The 19,979-nt window shown below is 66.9% G+C and carries 16 protein-coding genes and 4 pseudogenes; 11 read left to right on the top strand and 9 right to left on the bottom strand.

Features of this window, described 5'->3' with window-relative positions; genetic code table 11:
- Positions 1-14: 14 nt before the first annotated feature.
- From AC07NF_RS25065 to AC07NF_RS25045, 5 genes are all read right to left on the bottom strand, one after another.
- Positions 15-1,409, bottom strand: a complete 1,395-nt coding sequence (locus tag AC07NF_RS25065; protein ID WP_494633385.1) for a family 43 glycosylhydrolase — start codon at positions 1,407-1,409, stop codon at positions 15-17.
- A gap of 17 nt (positions 1,410-1,426) precedes the next feature.
- On the bottom strand, positions 1,427-4,267 hold the full coding sequence (locus tag AC07NF_RS25060; RefSeq protein WP_494633384.1) for a TonB-dependent receptor: 2,841 nt from the start codon (positions 4,265-4,267) through the stop codon (positions 1,427-1,429).
- A 293-nt stretch (positions 4,268-4,560) separates the two neighbouring features.
- Positions 4,561-6,477: an excinuclease ABC subunit UvrC gene (gene uvrC / locus AC07NF_RS25055; RefSeq protein ID WP_494633453.1), complete on the bottom strand. Its 1,917-nt coding sequence runs from the start codon at positions 6,475-6,477 to the stop codon at positions 4,561-4,563.
- A gap of 17 nt (positions 6,478-6,494) precedes the next feature.
- Complete coding sequence (locus tag AC07NF_RS25050; RefSeq protein ID WP_494633383.1) at positions 6,495-6,773, bottom strand: type II toxin-antitoxin system RelE/ParE family toxin; 279 nt, start codon at positions 6,771-6,773, stop codon at positions 6,495-6,497.
- Positions 6,770-6,970: a hypothetical protein gene (locus AC07NF_RS25045; protein WP_494633382.1), complete on the bottom strand. Its 201-nt coding sequence runs from the start codon at positions 6,968-6,970 to the stop codon at positions 6,770-6,772. The genes AC07NF_RS25050 and AC07NF_RS25045 overlap by 4 nt, the downstream gene beginning before the upstream one ends.
- A gap of 61 nt (positions 6,971-7,031) precedes the next feature.
- Between AC07NF_RS25045 and AC07NF_RS25040 the strand changes: the two genes are divergently transcribed.
- The 3 genes from AC07NF_RS25040 (at position 7,032) to AC07NF_RS25030 (ending at position 8,646) form a co-directional block, all read left to right on the top strand.
- Positions 7,032-7,652, top strand: a complete 621-nt coding sequence (locus AC07NF_RS25040) for a TIGR02466 family protein (protein WP_492814974.1) — start codon at positions 7,032-7,034, stop codon at positions 7,650-7,652.
- Between the two features lie 71 nt (positions 7,653-7,723).
- Positions 7,724-8,017: a hypothetical protein gene (locus AC07NF_RS25035; RefSeq protein WP_492814976.1), complete on the top strand. Its 294-nt coding sequence runs from the start codon at positions 7,724-7,726 to the stop codon at positions 8,015-8,017.
- Between the two features lie 68 nt (positions 8,018-8,085).
- A complete protein-coding gene (locus tag AC07NF_RS25030) occupies positions 8,086-8,646 on the top strand; it encodes a YbhB/YbcL family Raf kinase inhibitor-like protein (protein ID WP_494633381.1) in 561 nt (186 codons plus the stop codon).
- Here AC07NF_RS25030 and AC07NF_RS25025 read toward each other — a convergent pair whose 3' ends face one another.
- Together AC07NF_RS25025 and AC07NF_RS25020 are read right to left on the bottom strand one after the other, a co-directional pair.
- Positions 8,647-9,210: a hypothetical protein gene (locus tag AC07NF_RS25025; RefSeq protein ID WP_494633380.1), complete on the bottom strand. Its 564-nt coding sequence runs from the start codon at positions 9,208-9,210 to the stop codon at positions 8,647-8,649.
- 29 nt (positions 9,211-9,239) lie between these two features.
- Positions 9,240-9,937 (bottom strand): annotated as a pseudogene (locus AC07NF_RS25020) (DUF998 domain-containing protein).
- A gap of 10 nt (positions 9,938-9,947) precedes the next feature.
- Here AC07NF_RS25020 and AC07NF_RS25015 point away from each other — a divergent pair.
- Positions 9,948-10,081: pseudogene (locus tag AC07NF_RS25015) on the top strand (hypothetical protein); the annotation flags it as partial.
- Here the strand turns inward: AC07NF_RS25015 and AC07NF_RS25010 are convergent.
- Positions 10,060-11,769 (bottom strand): M28 family peptidase, encoded by a 1,710-nt coding sequence (locus tag AC07NF_RS25010; RefSeq protein ID WP_494633379.1) that lies wholly within the window; start codon positions 11,767-11,769, stop codon positions 10,060-10,062. The pseudogene AC07NF_RS25015 and the gene AC07NF_RS25010 overlap by 22 nt on opposite strands.
- A 378-nt stretch (positions 11,770-12,147) precedes the next feature.
- On the opposite strand from AC07NF_RS25010, the gene AC07NF_RS25005 reads away from it, so the two are divergent.
- From AC07NF_RS25005 to AC07NF_RS24995, 3 genes and pseudogenes are all read left to right on the top strand, one after another.
- The gene (locus AC07NF_RS25005; protein WP_454714438.1) at positions 12,148-12,387 is read left to right on the top strand and encodes a flagellar basal body rod C-terminal domain-containing protein; all 240 of its coding nucleotides are present in this window, start codon (positions 12,148-12,150) and stop codon (positions 12,385-12,387) included.
- Between the two features lie 118 nt (positions 12,388-12,505).
- Positions 12,506-12,595 (top strand): annotated as a pseudogene (locus tag AC07NF_RS25000) (hypothetical protein); the annotation flags it as partial.
- Positions 12,596-12,723: 128 nt separating this feature from the next.
- Positions 12,724-13,119, top strand: a pseudogene (locus tag AC07NF_RS24995) (DUF559 domain-containing protein); the annotation flags it as partial.
- 121 nt (positions 13,120-13,240) lie between these two features.
- Here the strand turns inward: AC07NF_RS24995 and carA are convergent.
- Positions 13,241-14,407, bottom strand: coding sequence for a glutamine-hydrolyzing carbamoyl-phosphate synthase small subunit (gene carA / locus AC07NF_RS24990; RefSeq protein WP_494633378.1), 1,167 nt, complete (start codon positions 14,405-14,407; stop codon positions 13,241-13,243).
- A gap of 261 nt (positions 14,408-14,668) precedes the next feature.
- On the opposite strand from carA, the gene AC07NF_RS24985 reads away from it, so the two are divergent.
- The 4 genes from AC07NF_RS24985 (at position 14,669) to AC07NF_RS24970 (ending at position 19,977) form a co-directional block, all read left to right on the top strand.
- Complete coding sequence (locus tag AC07NF_RS24985) at positions 14,669-14,947, top strand: DUF1272 domain-containing protein (RefSeq protein ID WP_454714442.1); 279 nt, start codon at positions 14,669-14,671, stop codon at positions 14,945-14,947.
- 578 nt (positions 14,948-15,525) lie between these two features.
- The gene (locus AC07NF_RS24980; protein WP_494633377.1) at positions 15,526-18,441 is read left to right on the top strand and encodes a TonB-dependent receptor; all 2,916 of its coding nucleotides are present in this window, start codon (positions 15,526-15,528) and stop codon (positions 18,439-18,441) included.
- A 244-nt stretch (positions 18,442-18,685) separates the two neighbouring features.
- Positions 18,686-18,829 (top strand): hypothetical protein, encoded by a 144-nt coding sequence (locus AC07NF_RS24975; RefSeq protein WP_492814992.1) that lies wholly within the window; start codon positions 18,686-18,688, stop codon positions 18,827-18,829.
- A 380-nt stretch (positions 18,830-19,209) separates the two neighbouring features.
- Positions 19,210-19,977, top strand: a complete 768-nt coding sequence (locus tag AC07NF_RS24970; protein ID WP_494633376.1) for an alpha/beta hydrolase — start codon at positions 19,210-19,212, stop codon at positions 19,975-19,977.
- Positions 19,978-19,979 lie beyond the last annotated feature (2 nt).

The raw sequence follows: 19,979 nt of genomic DNA, 5'->3' as shown, positions 1-19,979 counted from the left end.
GCATGGGCGCCGGTTCAGCTCACCGTGAACGTCGCCGCGCCCGCATCGCCGGCGCCGACAACCGCCACGCCATCCCGATGCCGAAGGTGTCCGCCGCCCAGGGCCGCGAAGGACACGCCCTTGCCGGCCATGCCCACGCCGCGCTTGAAGCTGGCGCGCTTGGGGTCACCGCTCCCGGCCGGGACGATCTCCACCGCCCCGTTGGCCCCGACCGCCAGCACCGAGCCCGGTTTCAGGATCGGCTCCAGCGACACCGTCCCGGCCCCGGCCAAGCCCGGCTTCTGCCGGAACTGCGTGGTCGGCAGCGGGCCCGCGCCCACCAGCAGCCGATCGCCGTCATGGCGCAGGAAGCTCCCCGGCCGATCCAGCGGGCTGAACCGGTCCGGGACCTCGCCCGCCCCCACCGGAACCCCGAAGTCCGGCGTCCCGTCGGGCTTGTAGTACAGCCGCTGCACGCGCGTGTGGCGGTTGGGGTCGAACAGGGGATCGCCCTTGATCTCCTTGTAGTCGCGGCCGTGATAGACGAGGACGTCGCGGCCCTGCTCGTCGACGGTGAAAGAGTTGTGGCCCGGCCCCCAGATCTTTGTCTCCTCGCAGGTCTTGAAGACCGGCTCGGGCGACTTGCTCCAGACATCGGGCGACATCAGGTCCGCGTCCTCGTCGGCGGTCAGCAGGCCCAGGCAGTAGCGGTCGTCGGTGGCGCTGGCCGAGTAGCTGATGAACAGCTTGCCGTTGCGATGCAGCGGGGCGGGGCCCTCGGCGACCTTGAAGCCGCGGATCTCCCAGTCCAGCGTCGGCACGGTCAGGCGCGCGGGCGGCCGGGCCAGGGTGGTCGGGGTCTTCAGGGGCGCCAGATAGAGGTTGCTGTTGGTCTTGATGCCCGGCTCGGCCTGGGCCCACAGGATGTAGCGCACGCCCTTGTGGCTGAAGACCGTCGAGTCCAGCGTGAAGGTGTCCCATGGGGTCTGGAACTGGCCGACAGCCTCCCAGCGGCCGGTCATCGGATCCTTGTCCAGGCAGCGCAGCACATAGGTGCGGATGTGGAACGGCTCGCCCGCGTCGCCGGCCGCGAAATACATGTGCCAGCGGCCGTCGATCTCGTGCAGCTCGGGCGCCCAGATATAGCCGCCCAGCTTGCCGGTCTTGGGCCTGCGCCAGATCACCGCCTCCTTGGCGGTGGAGAGGCCTGCCAGGGTGGGCGACCGGCGGATGGCCAGGCGATCGTACTCCGGCACCGAGGCGGTCATGTAGTACAGGCCGTCGTGGTGCTTGAAGATCAGGGCGTCGGCCCGCTGGCGCACCAGCGGGTTCGACGGAATGGCGGGCGAGATGCGGGCGGCGGCGGGGCCGGCTGCCGCGAGGACGCTTGCGCCGGCCAGCATCGTCCGGCGGCTGAGGTCGAGGGTCATGCGCTTGGTCTCCTCGATCAGAACGAATACCGCAGGCCGACCGCGAAGGTGCGGCTGAGGATGGTCGAGCCGAAGTTGTCGGTGGTCGGCCCGCCGGCGTCGCCGAAGGCATAGTACGACTGGCTCATCTCGTCGGTCAGGTTCACCGCATCGAAGGTCACCGAGATGTTCGGACGCACCTGGTAGCTGAGCTGGAAGTCCAGGCTCTTTTCCGGGCGACGCCAGATGCCGATCGGGTTGGCGAACAGGGCGGCCTCGTTGTTGTTCAGGAAGTCGTCGCGCCAGACATACGACAGGCGGGCGCCGATCGGGCCGCGCTCATAGGCCAGGGTGACATTGTACGAGAAGTTCGACACCCCGAAGAACGAGGTCCGCTGCTGGCCGGTGATAGTGCCGGCGGCGTCGGTCGAGGGGACGTTCTGCGACGACTCCAGCTTGGTCAGGCTGGCCTGCACGCCCAGGCCCTTCAGCACGTCGGGCAGGTAGTCGGGGAAATAGACCAGGCCGACCTCGAAGCCCTTCAGCACGCCGTCCGAGGCGTTGACCGGCTGGGTGATGACGAACGAGTTGGTGTTCTGGCCGCTGTTGGCGATGGTCTGGCGGCGGCGCAGGCCGACCACCAGCCCGTCGATCTCGCGCCGGAAGACCGTGCCGTAGAGGGCGCTGCCGGGCTGGAAATACCACTCGGCGGTCAGGTCGTAGTTGGTCGCGCGCGTGGCTGCCAGGTCCGGATTGCCGCCCGTGCCCGAGCCGTAGCCGACATTGGTCAGGTCGCCGGTCAGGTTGTAGTTCGGATTGAGGTCCGTGAAGTTGGGCCGGCGCAGGGTCTTGCCGTAGTTGAAGCGCAGGGTGAAAGTCTTGGCCAGGTCGTAGCGGACCGTGACGCTGGGCAGCAGGTCGTTGACCTTGGCGGTGTCCAGCTTGCGCGCGCCGGTCAGCTGGTCGTTGAAGGCCATGTCGGTGGTGACGGTGACGTAGCGCAGGCCGGCCTGGGCCTTCAGCGGGCGGCCGAACAGGTCCTGCTCGAAATCGGCCTGGACGTAGGCGGCGGTGGTGGCCTCGTCGACGCTGAAGTTCTTGAACAGGCGCAGTTGGTCGGTGGTCTTGAAGTTGGGATTGACCGTCTTGTACAGCGCCCGGATCTCGGTGGCGTGGTCGTGCAGATAGTAGCCGTTGGCCAGCACCCACGAGGTCGGCACGTCGGCCTGGCCGTCGAAGAAGCCCTCGTTGGTGAACTGCAGGCCCTTGTCCAGGGTGCTGAGCGGCCGGCCCAGGAAGCCGTCCTGGGTGCGCTGGGATTCCGAGGCCCCGCGGAAGTCGTAACGGCCGCCGAACTTGACGGTGCGTAGCGGCCCCCAGTCGGCGTCATAGGTCCCGTCGAACGACAGGGTGATGGCGTCGCCTTCGTTCTTGTTGGCGTTGTCGTAGAACTGGGCGACGTTCCACTGCGCCGGGTCTTTCAGCAGGGCGTTGTTGTCGAACTTGAACGCCGTCACCCCATTGCCCGGGTTGAAATCGACCGTGATCGAGTTGGCGACGCGATCGGTGCGCATGGCCAGGAACTGGCTGCTGTAGGTGCTGTCCTGATAGGCGAAGTCCGCCGTCAGGTGCAGCCGGTCGCCGACCTCCCACTTGCCGTTCAGGGCGTAGACGAAGCTGTCGGTCTTGGCGGTGGTCAGGTCGCCGCTGTTGAAGCCATAGACCGCGCCGACGGTCCGGGTCTTCATGATGTTGGTGCCGGGATAGAGGGTGTAGGTCGAGGCCGGGTTCGGGCCCAGGTTCCCCCACCAGTCGACAAACGAGAACAGCAGGCTGTTGAAGGTCTTGTTGCGGTAGCCGTCGTAGAAGAACTCGAAGGTGTATTCGCTGCGGTCGTTCGGGGCCCATTGCAGGGCGGCGTTGACGGCGGGGCGCTTGCGGTCGCCGTAGAAGTCGCTGGCGAACACCGCGTCGCGTGACAGCAGGTAAGGTGTGGCGACGCCGTTGATGGTCAGGGTCGAGCCGGCCTTGCTGGGCAGGCCGCTGTTGCTGCCCGGCACCCACAGCTGTTGACCTGGCGCGCGGCCGTCGGTGGGCTGGATGCGCTCCAGCGGCGTCCAGCCGGCGGCCGGCGTGGCGGTCATGAACGGCACCACGGCCCCGGCCGTGACGCTCTGGTCGCGGAACTTGGTGCGGGCGAAGCTGACGCTGAGAAGGGCGCCGACGTCGCCGGCGTTGGTGGTCCAGCGGTTGCTGACCAGGGCGCTCAGGTTGGGGTTAAACTTGTCGGCCTGCTCGTGCCAGATGCCGCGCGCGGCCAGCGAGAAGGCTGGCCCCTGGAAGTCGAAGGGGCGGCGAGTCTGGACATCGACCTGGCCGGCGATGCCGGTCTCGATCTGCTCGGCGGCGCGGGTCTTGTAGACGTCGATCCGCTTGACCAGGTTGGCCGGGATGTCCTGCAGGGCCAGCTGGCGGCCCGAGGCGGTAAAGACGTTGCGGCCGTTCCAGGTGGTGGTGATGTCGGGCAGGCCGCGGATCGAGATGGCCGAAGCCTCGCCGCCCGAGCGGTTGGTGACCTGCACGCCGGCGACCCGCTGCAGGGCCTCGACGACGTTGTTGTCGGGCAGCTTGCCGATGTCCTCGGCGACGACGGATTCGACGACCTGAGTCGCCTGGCGCTTTACCGCGAGGCCCTTCTCCAGGCTGGCGCGGATGCCGCGCACCACGACCTCCTCGACCTGGTTGTCATCGGACTGGGTGGCGATGGGGGCGGCGTCGGCGGTTTGGGCGTTGGCGCCGGTGGCGGCGCCGAGGATCAGCGCGGCGGCGGCGGTCGATACCAGCCAATAGGCGCGCGGAGTCGTGGACCGATTGGTCATTGGTGTTCCCTCCCTGAATTACACGGCCTCCGTCTGCGCGGCGGCTTCATTTGTATTATTGTCGGACAATATGGGCTTCGACAAGAGGGTATGCGGAGGCGAGCGTAGCTAGATATGCGGGAAGTGCGTGAAATCTGGTCGGACAAATTGTCCTGACCAGTTGTCTGGCCTCACCAAGGCAGAGATAAAGGCGCGCGGACGCGACGGAAACGCGGCGTTTCAGCCGTGATTCCGGGGCCTCGAACGGGATTTGTCAGGGGATAAAACCCCTCTCTCTAAGAGAGAGGGAGCTCTTAGCTCTTCCGGAAGAACCCGTGGATACGCTCGGCCAAGGCCTGGCTGACGCCTTCGACCTTCACCAGGTCCTCGACGCTGGCCCGGCCCACCCCCTTGGCCGATCCGAACGCATGCAGCAGCGCCTTCTTGCGCCCCGGGCCGACGCCTTCGATCTCGTCGAGCGGGTTCTTCTTCAGGTCCATGGATCGGCGGGTGCGGTGCGCCCCGATCGCGAACCGGTGGGCCTCGTCGCGCAGGCGCTGCAGGTAGTAGAGCACCGGCGACTTGGGCTCGAGCATGAACGGCGTCTGGCCGGGGATGAAGAACCGCTCCAGGCCGGCGTCGCGGTCCGGGCCCTTGGCGACGCCCACGACGGCGATGTCGTCGACGCCCAGGTCGGCCATGATCTCCAGCGCCGCGTCCAGCTGGCCCTTGCCGCCGTCGACCAGCACGAGGTCGGGGCGGTTGGCGTCGTCGCCCTCCTCCTCTTCCTTGACCAGGCGCGAGAAGCGGCGCTTCAGCACCTCCTTCATCATGCCGTAGTCGTCGCCGGGCGTGAGCTCGGTGCTCTTGATGTTGAACTTGCGGTACTGGCCTTTCATGAAGCCTTCCGGCCCGGCCACGATCATGCCGCCGACGGCGTTGGTGCCCTGGATGTGGCTGTTGTCGTAGACCTCGATCCGCTCGGGGGGGGCTTCCAGCTTGAAGGCCTCGCAGACGCCGGCCAGCAGCTTGGTCTGGGCGCTGCCCTCGGCCATCTTCCGCCCCAGCGCCTCGCGGGCATTGGTCAGGGCGTGACCGACCAGGTCGGCCTTCTCGCCGCGCTTGGGCACGCTGATCTCGACCTTGCGGCCGCTCTTCAGGGCGAAGGCTTCGGAGAGGAGGTCGGTCTCGGCCGGCTGGAGGTTGGCCAGGATCAGGCGCGGGATCGGCTTGTCGTCGTAGAACTGGCCGAGGAACGCGGTCAGGATCCGCTGCTCTTCGGTGGTGGTCTCGTCCTCGGATTCATCGGCATTGCCGGTGACGCGCGGGAAGTAGGCGCGGTTGCCCCAGTTCTGGCCGGCGCGGAAGAAGAACACCTGCACGCAGGCCTGGCCGCCTTCGACGTGCAGGGCGACGACGTCGGCCTCGTCCACGGTCTCGGGGTTGATCTGGGTCTCCTGCGCGACGGACGACAGGGCGCGGATGCGGTCGCGCAGGCGGGCGGCGCGCTCGAACTCCAGCTCCTCGGCGGCGGCTTCCATCTCCTTGGCCATGGTCGCCATCACCGCACGGGACTTGCCGCGCAGGAAGGCTTCGGCCTGGTCGACCAGCGCCTGGTAGTCGTCCTTGCCGATCAGGCCGGTGCAGGGGGCGGCGCAGCGCTTGATCTGGTGCAGCATGCAGGGCCGGTCGCGGGCGTCGTAGACGCTGTCGCTGCACGAGCGGAGCAGGAACGCTTTCTGCAGGGTGTTCAGCGTGCGGTTCACCGCCCAGGCGCTGGCGAACGGCCCGAAATAGTCGCCCTTGATCGTGTGGGCGCCGCGGTGCTTGCGCAGCTGGGGCGCGTCGTGGTCGCGGCGGATGACGATCTCGGGGAAGCTCTTGTCGTCGCGCAGCAGCACGTTGAAGCGCGGCTTCAGCTGCTTGATCAGGTTGATCTCGAGCAGCAGGGCGTCGGCTTCGGTGCGGGTGGTGACGAACTCCATCGACCGCGTCGCGTCGACCATGTGGGCGATGCGGTTGGTATGGAAGCGGCCCTGGGCGTACTGCACCACGCGCTTCTTCAGGCTCTTGGCCTTGCCGACGTACAGCACCTCGTCGGCGTCGCCGATCATGCGGTAGACGCCCGGCGCGTCAGGCAGGCGCGTGACCTCGTCCTTGATCAGGGCGGCGCCGATCAGGCGGGGGGAGGCGTCGGTGTCGGTGGTGGTGTCGGTCACGGAGGGAGATATAGGCGAGTCCCGGACGTTCAGCGATCTTCCAGGGTGTGGAAGATACGCAGGATGATCACGTTTTGAGGCTGCACGTCGTACTGGATCACGTAGCTTGTCGCGCCGAAGGGAACGATAAGTTCGCGGAGGTTCTCTGGGATCGAACGGCCGCGTTCTGGGAATTCGCCTAGGGATCTATAGGCCGTGATGATGGTTTCGACCGCCCGGTGCGTGACGTGCGGCGCGCGCTCCTCCAGCCACTGCCTGAGGCGGTCCAAGTCACGTCTCGCCGTCGGCGAGAATTCGACAGTCCTCATTTCCGGATGCGAGGGCGAGGCTCCGGCGGAGGAAGTTCGGCGTCGGTTCCCCAGGACCGCATCCACCGCTCGATGTCCTCAAGGGGAATACCGCCATTGCGGAGGGTCTCATCCGCCTCGCGCCGGAGCTCCGCCCAATAGGCGTCGTCTTCCCTGCGGGCGTCGAGACGGGTCTGGGGGCGATCACCATCGGCCATGTTCTGACTATGTTCCATCCATGGTTTGTCGTCAACGCGCTCCGGCGCTATGACGCGCCCCATGACCACGCGCAGCCTCTTTGTCACGCCGCTCTATGAAGCCTCCCTCGCCGGCGAGAAGGACTTCGAGACCTTCATCGACGAGCTGCACGACGCCTGTATCGCCATCGCCGAGGACGACGACGCCGGCCAGGCCTGGGCTTATAACAAGGGCTATCTGGGCTACACGTCCTACGCCTCGCTGAACGACCTGCCGCAGCGCGACAGCCTGTTCGCCGACCTGAAGAAGAAGCTCGACAAGCACGCCGCCGCCTTCGCCAAGGAGCTCCGGTTCGACCTGGGCGCGGGCAAGCTGGTCATGGACAGCTTCTGGATCAACATCCTGGAGACCGGCGGCCAGCACACCGGTCACATCCACCCCCACAGCGTCATCTCCGGCACGGTCTATGTGACCATCCCGCCGGGCGCCTCGGCCATCAAGTTCGAGGACCCGCGCCTGCCGATGATGATGGCGGCGCCCACCCGCGAGGCTGACGCGCCGGAAGGCCTGCAGCCGTTCGTCTATGTCCAGCCTTCGCCCGGCGCGATCCTGATGTGGGAGAGTTGGCTGCGCCACGAGGTGACGCCCAACCAGGCCGACGAGCAGCGCATCAGCATCAGCTTCAACTACGCTTGGCGGTAGGGCGAATGTCCTTCGGAACCGTTCGGTAAGCGCGGCGCGACTAGAGTGCGCCTCCACCCCGGGGACGAACCGTGCCGCAACATGTTCAACAGCTCTGGTTCGGCGGCCTGTATCTGGCCGTACTCACGCTCGTGGGTGTGTGGATCCTGCTCGGCGGAAATCCACACCCGTTCAAGCCGCCGTTCTGGCCCAATGCCAGCTTCCACGGCTATGCCTGCTACGACGCCTGTAAAGACCATCGGCGCGCCTATGCCTGGGCCGAGCGCGAGGGCGTGACCGACCCCGCCGAGTGCCGCCACCTCTCCCGCGCCTTCTCGGAGGGCTGCAAGGCCTGGGTCCGCGACCGCGCGCCATCCGCGTCGTGATGATCAACGGTTAAGCCGGGAAACTTGACTGGACACTCGGGGGTTGCAGCCCTCGAAGGAGACCCGTCATGGCTCAAGCGCCAGATCACGCCCCCGACCATTCCGGCGACGCTCTCATCATCCAGAAGGTCCAACCGTTCGGTCAGGGGCAGATCGTCCTGACCACGCCGTCGCTGGATCCGGACGGTCGGCTGGAGGACCGCCACTCGGCCTATCACGAGAACCGCTCGCCGCCGCTGGTCTGGACGCCGGTCGAGCACGTGGCCGCCTACGCCATTATCGTCGAGGACCCCGACGCGCCGCGCGAGCATCCGTTCGTGCACTGGCTGATCTGGAACATCCCGGGCGAGGCGACCAGCCTGCCCGAGGGTCTGCCGAACGAGGCCGGGCTGGGCCGGATCGGCGGCGCGACCCAGGGTGTCAACGGCGCGGGCAAGATCGGCTGGTACGGGCCGCGCCCGCCGCCGGGCCACGGCCTGCACCGCTATCACTTCCAGATCTTCGCCCTGGCCGCGCGCCTGACCTTCGGCCCCAACGTCCCGATGGAGACCCTGGTCAGCGCCCTGAAGGGCGACACCCTGGCCGAGGGCCTGCTGGTGGCGACCTACGAGGCGCCGGAGACGCAGTGACTACGGACCGCAGGTCCAGGTCCCCTCGATGACCCGCTTGGCGCCGTCGGCGCGGTCGTAGGTCAGCGCAGCGGGATAGGCCGGAGACTCGCCGCCGCCGGTGGGCTTGCCGGTGATGGCGATCTTAATGGTCTTGCCCTGGCCGCTGAAGGTCGTGCCGTTGACCATGGCGTCGTAGCCGCCGGGCGCGACGATGCGCTCGACATAGGTTCCGACCTTCACCAGGCCGTAGCCCGGCTCCTTCACACCGGAAAAGCCCATCGCATAGAGCAGCGGATCGCTCCCGCCGCCGCTGTTGAAGCTGCACCCCAGCTCGCCCTTCAGGGAATTGGCCTCGAAGTCGGCGCGCAGCAGGGGCGACAGCTGGATCTGCGAGCCATCGCCGCCGACCGTTGCGCCGTCGTTCGGGGCGGCGGTGACGGGCGCGGGCACGGCGGGCGCCACGGCCGGGGTGCGCACCTCGTCCGGCGCTGGCGGCGCGGCGGGCTGGTCCTCGGCCTTCTGTTGCGAACAGGCGGCCAGCGCCAAGGCGGCGGCGATCACGGCGGCGAGGCGGTAGGTCATGGCGTCCCCCAATATCGTTGAGAACGACGTTAGACGACCGCTGGCTCCGCCGCCACCGCACTCGCCTTCCAGCCTCTCTCCAGCACCCAGGCGGCGATCGCCAGCCACAGCAGGCCCAGGAACGCGTGGCCGCGCTGCCAGTAGCCGACGTCATAGCCGGTGCGGATGTTCCACACCCCGGTCAGCAGGGCGAAGACCAGGAACAGGCCGAAGAACCAGCCCAGCGAGAAGTGGGCCAGCCGCCGATAGCCCGGCTTGCCCCACAGGGCCCAGGCGGTGAACAGCGGCGCGAACTGCATGGCCAGCCCGACGCCACAGGCGCGGTGCATCGGATCAGGCCAGTGGAAGACGCCCGCGAAGAAGGCTCCCAGGCCCGTCAGCGCCACGAACAGTCCGGCGAAGGCCGAGACGCGGCGGCGACCGCCGGCCTCTTCCAGCGCATGGGCAAAGCCCGCGCCGGCCAAGAGGCCCGCGATGCCGGCGATCATCATGCCGTAGTTGAAGACCTCGGGCAGGGGCGCCTTGGGGCCGCCCAGCTCGCTGATGAACTGGGCGCCGGCGTCGAAGCCGGGGAACAGCCGCTGGGCGATCCACACGTCGGCCACCATGATGGCCGGCGCGATCACGCCGATCTTCAGGAAGGCGCCGGTGTGGACGGTCAACGCTTGGGTTCCGAGGTCACAAAAGAAGAGGGCGGCAGAATCCCTTCCGCCGCCCTCCGGGTCAATGCTCAAACGTGTCATCCCGGCCGCAGCGAAGCGGAGAGCCGGGACCCAGGGGCAACCGCTGTGCGCCGGCCCTGGGTCCCGGATAGCCTCTGCGAGGCTTCCGGGATGACACGGTGGGTTCTTACTTCGCCGCCGACGGGTGACCGGCCGGGGCGAAGACGTTGCCGAAGAAGTCGCCCTTCTTCCACACCGGACGGGCCGGAGCGTTGGCCAGCTCGCGGGCGATCTCGTAGTTCACCAGTGCGAACTTGGCGGCCGCCTGGTAGTCGATCGGCTGGTTCAGGTCGTCGCCCGGGTGGTGGTAGTTGGTCTTCAGGAAGGTGGTGAAGGCCTTCTCGCCGCCGTTCTGGAAGCCGGTCATCAGGAACACCGAAGGGATGCCCTGCTCGACGAAGCGGTAGTGGTCCGAGCGGGTGAACAGACCTTCTTCCGGCAGCGGATCGCCCGACAGCGCCACGCCCACGCGGGCGCCGGCGTGCTTGACGGCGTCGCCCACGGTCGAGCGGTCGGCGCCGAACGCGATCACGTCGGTGAACGGGTACAGCAGCACCGGCATGTCCAGGTTCACGTCGGCGGCGATGTTGGCCTTCGGCACGGTTGGGTTGTTGGCGAAGTAGTCCGAACCGACCAGACCCTTCTCTTCACCGGTCACGGCCAGCAGGATGATCGAGCGCTTGGGGCGCATCTTGCTGTTCTTGAAGCCGCGCGCGACCTCCAGCAGCGTGGCGATGCCCGAGGCGTTGTCCAGGGCGCCGTTGTTGATGCGGTCTTCGCCCGGCTTGGCGTTGTCCTTGATGCCGATGTGGTCGAGGTGGGCCGACAGGATGATGGTCTGGGCCTTCAGCGTCGGGTCCGAACCCTCGATGATGCCGACGACGTTGCTGCTCTCGCGCTTCTCGATCTCGGTCTTCAGGCTGATCTTGACCTTGCCCGGCAGGGCGAAGCCCTTGACCGCGCCGGCCGGGGTCTCGGCCTGTTCCAGGATCGTGGTCAGCGGCGTGGCCGAGCCGGCGAACAGCTTCTCGGCGCCGGTCAGGCTGATGGTGGCCAGCGACGGGGCCGACGGCGCGCGGATGGCGCCGACGTCCTGGGCGTTGCGCCAGATCACCCGCCATTCCTTCATGCCGGCCAGGCCGCGCGCGAACGGACGGCGCTTTTCGCTGCTGGTGGTCGGGATGATCAGCACGCCGACGGCGCCGCGCTTGGCGGCTTCGACGCGCTTGGTGTTGGGATTGCTGAAGTGGGCGCGTTCCTCGGTCTGGATCGAGGTCGGGGCGCCGGTCAGGATGACGACGACCTTACCCTTCACGTCCAGGCCCGCGTAGTCGTCGCGACCGCGCGAGGGATCGACCACGCCAAAGCCCGCGAACACCAGCGGCGCGTCGACATTGACGTCGGCGGCCTGGGCCTGGGAGCCCGGCAGGTAGTCTTCACCGTACTTCAGGGCGACGGCCTGGCCATCGGCGCCAGTGACGCTGATCGCGCCGTCGGTGGCCGGTCGGTGGGCCAGCAGCGGCACGTGCTGCTGATAGCTGACGCCGGTGGTCAGCTTGTCGCCGGCCGGCTTGACGCCCAGCAGGGCGTATTGGGCGGCGACATAGTTGGCGGCGATGTCGTAGCCGCGCGTGCCGGCCTCGCGGCCTTCCATGGCGTCGTCGGCCAGGAAGGTCATGTGAGCCTTGATGGCCTCGGCCGACGGCGTGAAGTCCGAAGCCGGAGCGGCTTTCTTAGCAGCGGCCGGAGCCGGCTTGGCGGGCGTGGCGGCGAGGACCGGTTGAGCGGCCATGAGCAGGGCGGCGCTGGCGAGCGCGGCGCGGCGCGTAAACGACATGTCTGTGATGAGCCTTCTTGAAAGGCAGGCCGCCCCCGGCCCGCGTCAGGGGGCGAACCATGTCGGCGCTGTGACGGCTTGTCGAGACGCGCGGACCTGAACGTTTTGTAATGTTGGGCAGGATTTCCCGCCGCGAACGGCGTTCTCGCAACAGGGCTCGCGCGGCGGGCGAGGCCAAGGCCAGCAACGGCCCCCGCCGGTTCGGTTAGCGGCAGATTCACCCTGTTCGCAACCTCGATCTGGGGCCCCGAAACATGGTTAACCCGCGTAAAAAATTATGACCAAGGTGTGAATTTTACCATTTTTGGTTGCAACCGCTTAACCCAACCGGCGCGATAACCAACGTCAACAACGGCAATTCCTTTGGGGGACAAACCGATGCAGGCAATTTCGATCGCAGCCTCCGGCATGATGGCCGCCGCCGACCGCCTCCACGCCTCGGCCCAACGCGTGGCATCGGCGGACGCCCAGGCCGATCGCGCCCAGACCCTCGGGGACGTCGACTACGTCAACGAGCGCGTCCAACAGATCGGCGCCGCCACCGACTTCAAGGCTAATGCGGCGGTGATCCGCACGGCCGACGAAATGACCGGAGCCCTGCTCAACCTCAAGGTCTGAGCCGGTTCCTGAGCAGGGCCTTTAGGCCCGCTCCCACGTAGTTAGAGCCCGGTCAGCCGGTGCGGTCTCTGCCGCAGCGGATGGGCTCTAGCGGCCGGACGCCCAAAGCGCGCCCCCCTTGCAGAGGGCGTTCGGCAGCCGCCTCCCGCTTTGCCCCCTAGTCTTGCGGGAGGCGGCCCCCCACTCTGGTTTCCCCTTCTCCCCTTGCGGGAGAAGGTGGCCCGAAGGGCCGGATGAGGGGTTGAAAGCCCTGTCCGACGCGCCGTGCGACCCCTCACCCGACCGCCTTCGGCGGCCACCCTCTCCCACAAGGGGAGAGGGGTTGTTGCGCGTTGATGTTCATGTATTGTTCTCATTATGGTGGAGCGATCGGTCGCCTTTGCTAGACGGTTGAGGCGCGATGCGCCGGCCATGGAGCGTGTGCTCTGGCGGCTGCTGCGCGATCGGCGGCTCGAGGGTCTGAAATTCCGACGGCAGTTGCCGGTTGGTCGATACGTTGCCGACTTCGTGTGTCTCCGCCATCGGCTGATCGTGGAGCTCGACGGACCTCACCACGATCAAGCGAGCGACGCTCAACGCGATGCCTGGCTGAACGCGCAAGGCTTTCGAGTCCTACGCTTCAAGAACGAACAGCTGAACGCCCCCGACGACGTACTCGGCATGATCCTCGACGCGGTCGCCGCTCCCCCTTCTCCCCTTGCGGGAGAAGGTGTCGGCGCAGCCGACGGATGAGGGGTCGCACAAACGAAAACCGCCGCGACTGGCTGTGAGGCCAGTCGCGGCGGATGCTGTCTTCAACCCCTCACCCGACCCGCTGCGCGGGCCACCCTCTCCCGCAAGGGGAGAGGGAAAACTACTTCGCCTTGTCCATCAGACCCGCAAACCGTTCGAACAGGTACAGGCTGTCCGTCGGGCCGGGCGAGGCTTCCGGGTGGTGCTGGACCGAGAACACCGGCTTGTCGGCCAGCTGGATGCCGGCGTTGGTGCCGTCGAACAGCGAGACGTGGGTCTCTTGCACCGGAGCGGGCAGGCTCTCGCTGTCCACGGTGAAGCCGTGGTTCATCGAGACGATCTCGACCTTGCCGGTGGTCAGGTCCTTGACCGGGTGGTTGGCGCCATGGTGGCCCTGTTCCATCTTCACGGTCTTGGCGCCCAGGGCCAGGGCCAGCATCTGGTGACCCAGGCAGATGCCGAACACCGGCTTGCCGCTCTCGACCAGCTTCTGGATCTCGGGAACGGCATAGGCGCCGGTCGCGGCCGGGTCGCCGGGGCCGTTGCTGAGCAGCACGCCGTCCGGGTTACGGGCCAGGATGTCCTCGGCCGAGGTGTTGGCTGGCACCACCGTGGCGCGCGCGCCGACATGGGCCAGGGCGCGCAGGATGTTGCGCTTCACGCCGTAGTCCAGGACGACCACTTCGTACTTGGGCTTGTCCAGCTTGGCGTAGCCTTCCGGCCACGACCACAGGCCCTCGTCCCAGGTGAAGGTCTGGGTGGTCGAGGCGTCCTTGGCCAGGTCCAGGCCTTCCAGGCCGGCCCAGGCCTTGGCCTTGGCGACCAGGGCGTCGAGGTCGAACTTGCCCTCGGGCGAGTGGGCGATGACGCCGTGCGGCATGCCGGTCTCGCGGATCTTGCGGGTCAGGGCGCGGGTGTCGATGCCGGCCAGGCCGATGACGCCGCGGGTCTTCATCCAGCTGTCGAAGTCGCTGCCGGCGCGCCAGTTGGCGTGGTCGGTGGGGATGTCACGGAACAGCGCGCCGCGGGCGGCGGTCTCGGCCACGCCGGTGATCTGCTCGACGTCCTCGACATTCGTGCCGACATTGCCGATGTGCGGGAAGGTGAAGGCGACGATCTGGGCCATGTAGGACGGGTCGGTCAGGATCTCCTGATAGCCCGTCATGGCGGTGTTGAAGCACACCTCGCCAACCGCGTCGCCGACCGCGCCGCAGCCCACGCCTTGCAGGATGGTGCCGTCGGCCAGGGCCAGAACGCCGGTAACGCCGGGGAGAAGGTCTTGGGACATTCTTGGGAGCGCTCCTACACGCGGTGGGGTGGGACTATTTTTGCAAAAAAGCGGGCTGGGAGTAACCCCGGCCCGCCGCGCAAACGGCGCGGTGTCTAGGGGGTATGGGGGAGGGGGTCAACCCCTGCTGATCACGCGGATTTCGCTTGCTTCCACATTCCCGTGATCGGTGAACGCTTGCCCTCGCGCGGGGGCCTGAAAAGCCCTTATGGTAGAAGGCTTCCAAGCAAAACGAACAGACGAACACGGGAGGACGGACCCATGCTCGAACTGCGCCCGAATTGCGAGTGCTGTGACGCCAACCTGCCGCCCGACAGCGACGCGGCCCGAATCTGCACCTTCGAACACACCTTCTGTGCCGACTGCGCTGACGTGCGGTTCGAGACGGCGTGCCCGGATTGCGGGGGCGGACTGGTCGCGCGGCCGATCAGGCCCGAAAGCCAGCTGCATCGGTATCCGGCGTCGCTGAGGCGGGTGAACCGGGGGCATCGGTATACGGTGCGCCGAAGCGAGGATGAGCGGCCGGCGGGCTGGGCTTAGGTCGGCGCTGGCCCCTCCACCGGCTTCGCCGGTCCCCCTGCCCCAAGCGGGGGGGGAGAGAAGGCTCCTTACACGGTGGTTTTGCATCGCTCCGCCCCGCTTGGGGGCGGACAGACCTCGCGCAGCGAGGTCAGGCGGGGGCCTGTGCGGCCTATCCAGGCCAGCGCCTCCAGTGGTCTGACATTATTGTCCGAGTAATGGGCTGTGCCGGCTCCGTGCGGCATCGGCGCTGACCTCCGCCACCCCATAAGGTCTGCCACCTGGCGAGGATATCTATCCTCCGACCATTCCCGAATGTTCGCGCGAACATTCGCCCAAAAACGCCAATCTCACCCTCGGTCACCTTCTCCGCACACGCCCTGTAGCGTGGCGCCGGCGCCGCAGCCCTGTGTCAAAGGTCCGACGATAATCCGCCGATAAGGTCTGACCACCTTGACCTAATAGGACTTACCTCGTAACGCTGTTCATTGTGACCGCTACCACCGCCGTATGGGGCGTGAACGTTGGCATGGGAAGGCCAGCGGACCCCACGGCGGCAACGAACAAGTGCGCAGAGCACCGTCTCTTAGGGGAGAAACATGCCGTCCATTCGCCGCCACTATTCCGCCCGCTCCACGACCATGCGTCTGGCTCTGATCGGCGCGACGTGTCTGACCAATATCGCCATGGCCCAAGCAGCCCAGGCGCAGACCGCGCCGGCCGCCGCCTCCGACACCGTCGAGGAAGTGGTCGTCACCGGCTTCCGCAAGTCGCTGGCCGACTCGACCAACGCCAAGCGTGACAGCGTCGCCTTCACCGACTCGGTCTTCGCCGAAGACATCGGCAAGTTCCCGGACCTGAACATCGCCGAGTCGCTGAACCGGATCCCCGGCGTGCAGCTGACCCGCGAGATCAACGGCGACGGCCTGAACGTCGCCATCCGGGGCCTGGGCACCAACTTCACCAAGATCCTGCTGAACGGCGCCCAGGCCGCCGTCGCCTCGTCGGGCCGCACCGACGGCCAGAACCAGAACCGCGAAGTCGACCTGGATCTGTATCCGACCGAGCTGTTCACCCGCCTGGACGTGTCCAAGACCCCGACCGCCGGTCAGGTCGAGGGCGGCGTCGCCGGCGTGGTCAACATGCGCAGCGCCCGGCCGTTCGACTACAAGGTCGGCCAGCAGCTGGTCTATTCGATCCAGGCTGGCGAGAACTCGGAAGACGGCCGCACCAGCCCGCGCGCCTCGCTGCTGGCCAGCAAGACGTTCGAGACCGCCGCTGGCGAGTTCGGCATCCTGATCGGCGGCGCCTGGGCCCGCAACAAGTCCACCACGACCGGCTTCGAGACGATCGGCTGGACCAACGCCAACATGACCTGCACGGGCTGTAACGTCACGGCGGGCAACGGCTTCAACTGGGCCGGGACGGTTCCGGTCGGCGTGACCGGCAATGGTCTGACCCCGGGCCAGACAATCGACAACGCCCTGCTGGCCTCGCTGAACCCGGGCACCACCCTGGTCCAGCTGTCCGACGCGCAGCTGCCGCGCCTGGGTCGTGACTCGTGGAGCTCGGGCGAGCGCAACCGCAACAGCTACATCGCCTCGCTGCAGTACCGTCCGAACGACAATCTCGATATCTACCTCGACACGATGTACTCGGAAGCGCATCGCGAGTTCGAGCGCATCGACATGAACTGGTCGGTGCGCAACTCCAACTTCATGGTCCCGGTGGGCGTGAAGGTCGACAGCAACAACGTCGTCACCGAAGGCACCTTCCTCAACTCGCAGTTCTTCCTCGAGTACCGCCCGTACGTGGAAGACGTCGAGGTCCTGAACGTGAACCCCGGCTTCAGCTGGAAGGCCAATGACTGGATCAAGGTCGACGGCCAGGTGAACTGGAGCCGTTCGGTCTTCTTCCGTGAAGCCCCGACGGTGCTGTTCAACAGCCCGCTGAACAGCGGCCTGAACGTCACCTACAAGAACGACGGCAACAAGCCCTCGATCACCCCGTCCAAGAGCCTGAACGACCCGAACCTGGGTTGGACCTGGGCCGGCGGCCGCGTGAACGTCCAGAACGAAAAGCGCGTCACCTTCACCAAGGGCGCCCACTTCGACGTGACGTTCGGCGAAGACAAGAACATCAACTTCAAGGTCGGCGCGGCCTATGACGACGTCGGTCGCCGCATCACGGCCATCGACAACTCGGGTCGCTGGCAGACCTTCACCTGCGGCGGCGGCGGCGTCACCCCGCAGAGCCCGGCCCCGTCGCCAACCCCGGCCTGCGACGGCCGCGCCGGTTCGGCCGTCACCTCGGCCACCCTGGCCAGCTTCATCAAGGCCGGTCCGATCGGCTTCGTGACCCTGGACAAGGACAAGTTCTTCGCGGCCACCAACTACGACGCGTTCAACGCGGCCGCGCCGTTCTCGTCCTCGGCCGCCACCGGCGCGGCTTCGGGCTACATCCGTGAGAAGACCTCGGGCGCCTATATCGAGATGAACGGCGTGGCCCAGATCCTGGACCGCGACCTGCGCTTCAACGCCGGCGTCCGCTACTACGACACCGAGCAGACGATCGAAGGCCCGCAGACCGTCAACGGCGTGCTCTCGTTCCTGCAGCGCACGACCAAGTACGACGGCATGCTGCCCTCGTTCAACGCCGCCTTCGACCTGGCCGACAACATCGTGCTGCGGGCCAGCGCCTCGCGGTCGATGACTCGTCCCAACCCGTCGGCCATGCTGCCGGGCACGGTGTTCTCCGATCCCTCGGCCCAGCAGGCCACGCAAGGCAATCCCAGCCTGCAGCCGTACTTCTCGAACAACTTCGACCTGGGCGGCGAGTGGTACACCGGCGGCGCCGGTTATGTGGGCGTGGCCTTGTTCCGCAAGGAGCTGACCGGCTTCACCATCAACGGCAACAACACCATCCCGTTCGCCCAGTTGGGCGTGCCGTATGACCAGCTGACCAACCTGCAGCAGCAGGCGATCACCAACCGTGGTGGCCCGAACGCGGCCACCGTGACGGTGACCCAGCAGGTCAATGCCGATGGCGTCCTGACCATCCTGGGCCAGGAAGTCACCTGGGTGCAGCCGCTGGACTTCCTGCTGAAGGGTTCGGGCTTCACCGCCAACGCCACCCACGTCGAGCAGAACCCGCGCGGTAACGGCGCCCCGGCCCAGGCCGTCGGCATCTCGCCGTGGACCTACAACATCACCGGCTACTACGAAGACCACGGCGCGACGCTGCGACTGTCGTACGTCTGGAACGACGCCCAGATCTCGTCGGGCAACAACCAGAACGGCATCCCGTTCGCGACCCTGAACACCGAGGCCCGCGGTCAGTTCGACTTCTCGGCCAGCTACCAGTTCAAGAACCTGCCGACCCAGCCGCGCGTCACCCTGGATGTCATCAACATCACCAAGGAAGAGCAGCGCAGCAACTTCTACTGGGAGAACGCCATGTTCACCCAGTACCAGCCCGGCCGTCAGGTCATCCTGGGCATCCGGGGCAAGTTCTAGGATTTGAAGTTCCCTCTACCCGCCGGCCGCGTTCCCTGGGTCGGCGGGGTTCTTTTCCAACCCCATTCGCGCGCGGGATCCTAGTCACTGCCTCCCCTCGCGCGTGGCCCTTACGGCGTGCCTTCCCACCGAAGGCGCGCCGTTCTTTTTTGGGCGAAAGGACAATCTGTCGCGGTTGTGTGACTGTGGCGGAATCTGGGCGTTAACTACCTCCGGTGCAGGGTCGGGCTTGTAAGGAGCCCCCATGACCCACCTCGACCCCGCTGCCGCCAAGATCGCCGCGATGTCCGCCAAAATCGCCCTCGGCGTTGGCGAGACCGTGCTGAACCTGGCCCTGTCGGCGGCCGTGCCGGTCAGCATCGTGGTCTTCGTGGCGCTGACCTTCTAAGGCGGGTCGACCTCAGGCTTTGAGCTCCCTCAAATCCGACTATCCCCGCGAAAGCGGGGATCCAAGCCGAGTCAGAGGATCCTCGCTCGGTCTCACCCCATCCTGAAATCCAGCTTGGATCCCCGCTTTCGCGGGGATGATCGGTGATGGGGAGGCTTGTTGATCTCGCTGGAAGTCGATCCGACTTGAGGCGTCCAGGGCCGGCCTCCGCCAACTTTTTTCCATCGCGAAAATCCAGGCCCGACAAGGGTTTGGCATTTATTTGTCGCGAAATATATTATTGCGACATCTTTTTCTCTGGACAAGCGGATCGCCTCGGGTTTATCCATTTCGTTATCGCGATAAACATTGTCGCTAACCGAAATCCGAGGGAGATCCAAATGACTCAGTTCCGCACCCTGATCGCTTCCGCCGCCGCCCTGACCCTGGCCGCCGGCTTCGTTCCCGCCCAAGCCGCGCCGAAGGCGCCCGTGAAGAACGTCGTGCTGGTGCACGGCGCCTTCGCGGACGGCTCGGGCTGGGCCGGCGTCTACAAGATCCTCAAGAAGGACGGCTACAACGTCACCATCGTCCAGAACCCGACCACCTCGCTGGCCGACGACGTGACGGTGACCAAGCGCGCCCTGGCTCAGCAGGACGGCCCGGCCATCCTGGTCGGCCACTCGTACGGCGGCGTGGTGATCTCGGAAGCCGGGACTGACGCCAAGGTCGCGGGCCTCGTTTATGTCGCCGCCTTCGCTCCGGACGCCGGCGAGTCGATCGCCACGCTGACCGCCAAGCCGGTCCCCGGCGCCCCGGTTCCGCCGATCCTGCCGCCGCAGGATGGTTTCGTGTCGCTGGACCGCGCCAAGTTCGCCGCCGCCTTCGCCGCCGACGTCGATCCCGCCCAAGCCGCCTTCATGGCGGACAGCCAGGTGCCGTGGAGCATCAAGGCCGTCAGCGGCGCGGTCACCCAGCCGGCCTGGAAGGTCAAGCCCAGCTACTATCTGCTGGCCACCGAAGACCTGATGATCCCGCCCGTCGCCCAGCGCGCCCAAGCCACCCGCGCCGGGGCCAAGATCACCGAGGTCGCCGGCAGCCACGCGGTCTTCATCTCCAAGCCGGAAGCCGTGGCCAAGCTGATCGAGGACGCCGCGCAAGGTAAGTAAGG

This window comes from Caulobacter sp. GW821-FHT10A06 (genome assembly GCF_059415805.1).
The sequence above is the reverse complement of the archived record's forward strand: the minus strand, read 5'-3'. Positions and strand labels throughout refer to the sequence as shown.

Excerpts from the sequence above, each read along its gene's own strand:
- AC07NF_RS25065 (WP_494633385.1), bottom strand. The coding sequence starts at position 1,409 with ATGACCCTCGACCTCAGCCGCCGGACGATGCTGGCCGGCGCAAGCGTC.
- AC07NF_RS25060 (WP_494633384.1), bottom strand. The coding sequence starts at position 4,267 with ATGACCAATCGGTCCACGACTCCGCGCGCCTATTGGCTGGTATCGACC.
- AC07NF_RS25050 (WP_494633383.1), bottom strand. The coding sequence starts at position 6,773 with ATGAGGACTGTCGAATTCTCGCCGACGGCGAGACGTGACTTGGACCGC.
- AC07NF_RS25045 (WP_494633382.1), bottom strand. The coding sequence starts at position 6,970 with ATGGCCGATGGTGATCGCCCCCAGACCCGTCTCGACGCCCGCAGGGAA.
- AC07NF_RS25040 (WP_492814974.1), top strand. The coding sequence starts at position 7,032 with ATGACCACGCGCAGCCTCTTTGTCACGCCGCTCTATGAAGCCTCCCTC.
- AC07NF_RS25030 (WP_494633381.1), top strand. The coding sequence starts at position 8,086 with ATGGCTCAAGCGCCAGATCACGCCCCCGACCATTCCGGCGACGCTCTC.
- AC07NF_RS25025 (WP_494633380.1), bottom strand. The coding sequence starts at position 9,210 with ATGACCTACCGCCTCGCCGCCGTGATCGCCGCCGCCTTGGCGCTGGCC.
- AC07NF_RS25010 (WP_494633379.1), bottom strand. The coding sequence starts at position 11,769 with ATGTCGTTTACGCGCCGCGCCGCGCTCGCCAGCGCCGCCCTGCTCATG.
- AC07NF_RS25005 (WP_454714438.1), top strand. The coding sequence starts at position 12,148 with ATGCAGGCAATTTCGATCGCAGCCTCCGGCATGATGGCCGCCGCCGAC.
- carA (WP_494633378.1), bottom strand. The coding sequence starts at position 14,407 with ATGTCCCAAGACCTTCTCCCCGGCGTTACCGGCGTTCTGGCCCTGGCC.
- AC07NF_RS24985 (WP_454714442.1), top strand. The coding sequence starts at position 14,669 with ATGCTCGAACTGCGCCCGAATTGCGAGTGCTGTGACGCCAACCTGCCG.
- AC07NF_RS24980 (WP_494633377.1), top strand. The coding sequence starts at position 15,526 with ATGCCGTCCATTCGCCGCCACTATTCCGCCCGCTCCACGACCATGCGT.
- AC07NF_RS24975 (WP_492814992.1), top strand. The coding sequence starts at position 18,686 with ATGACCCACCTCGACCCCGCTGCCGCCAAGATCGCCGCGATGTCCGCC.
- AC07NF_RS24970 (WP_494633376.1), top strand. The coding sequence starts at position 19,210 with ATGACTCAGTTCCGCACCCTGATCGCTTCCGCCGCCGCCCTGACCCTG.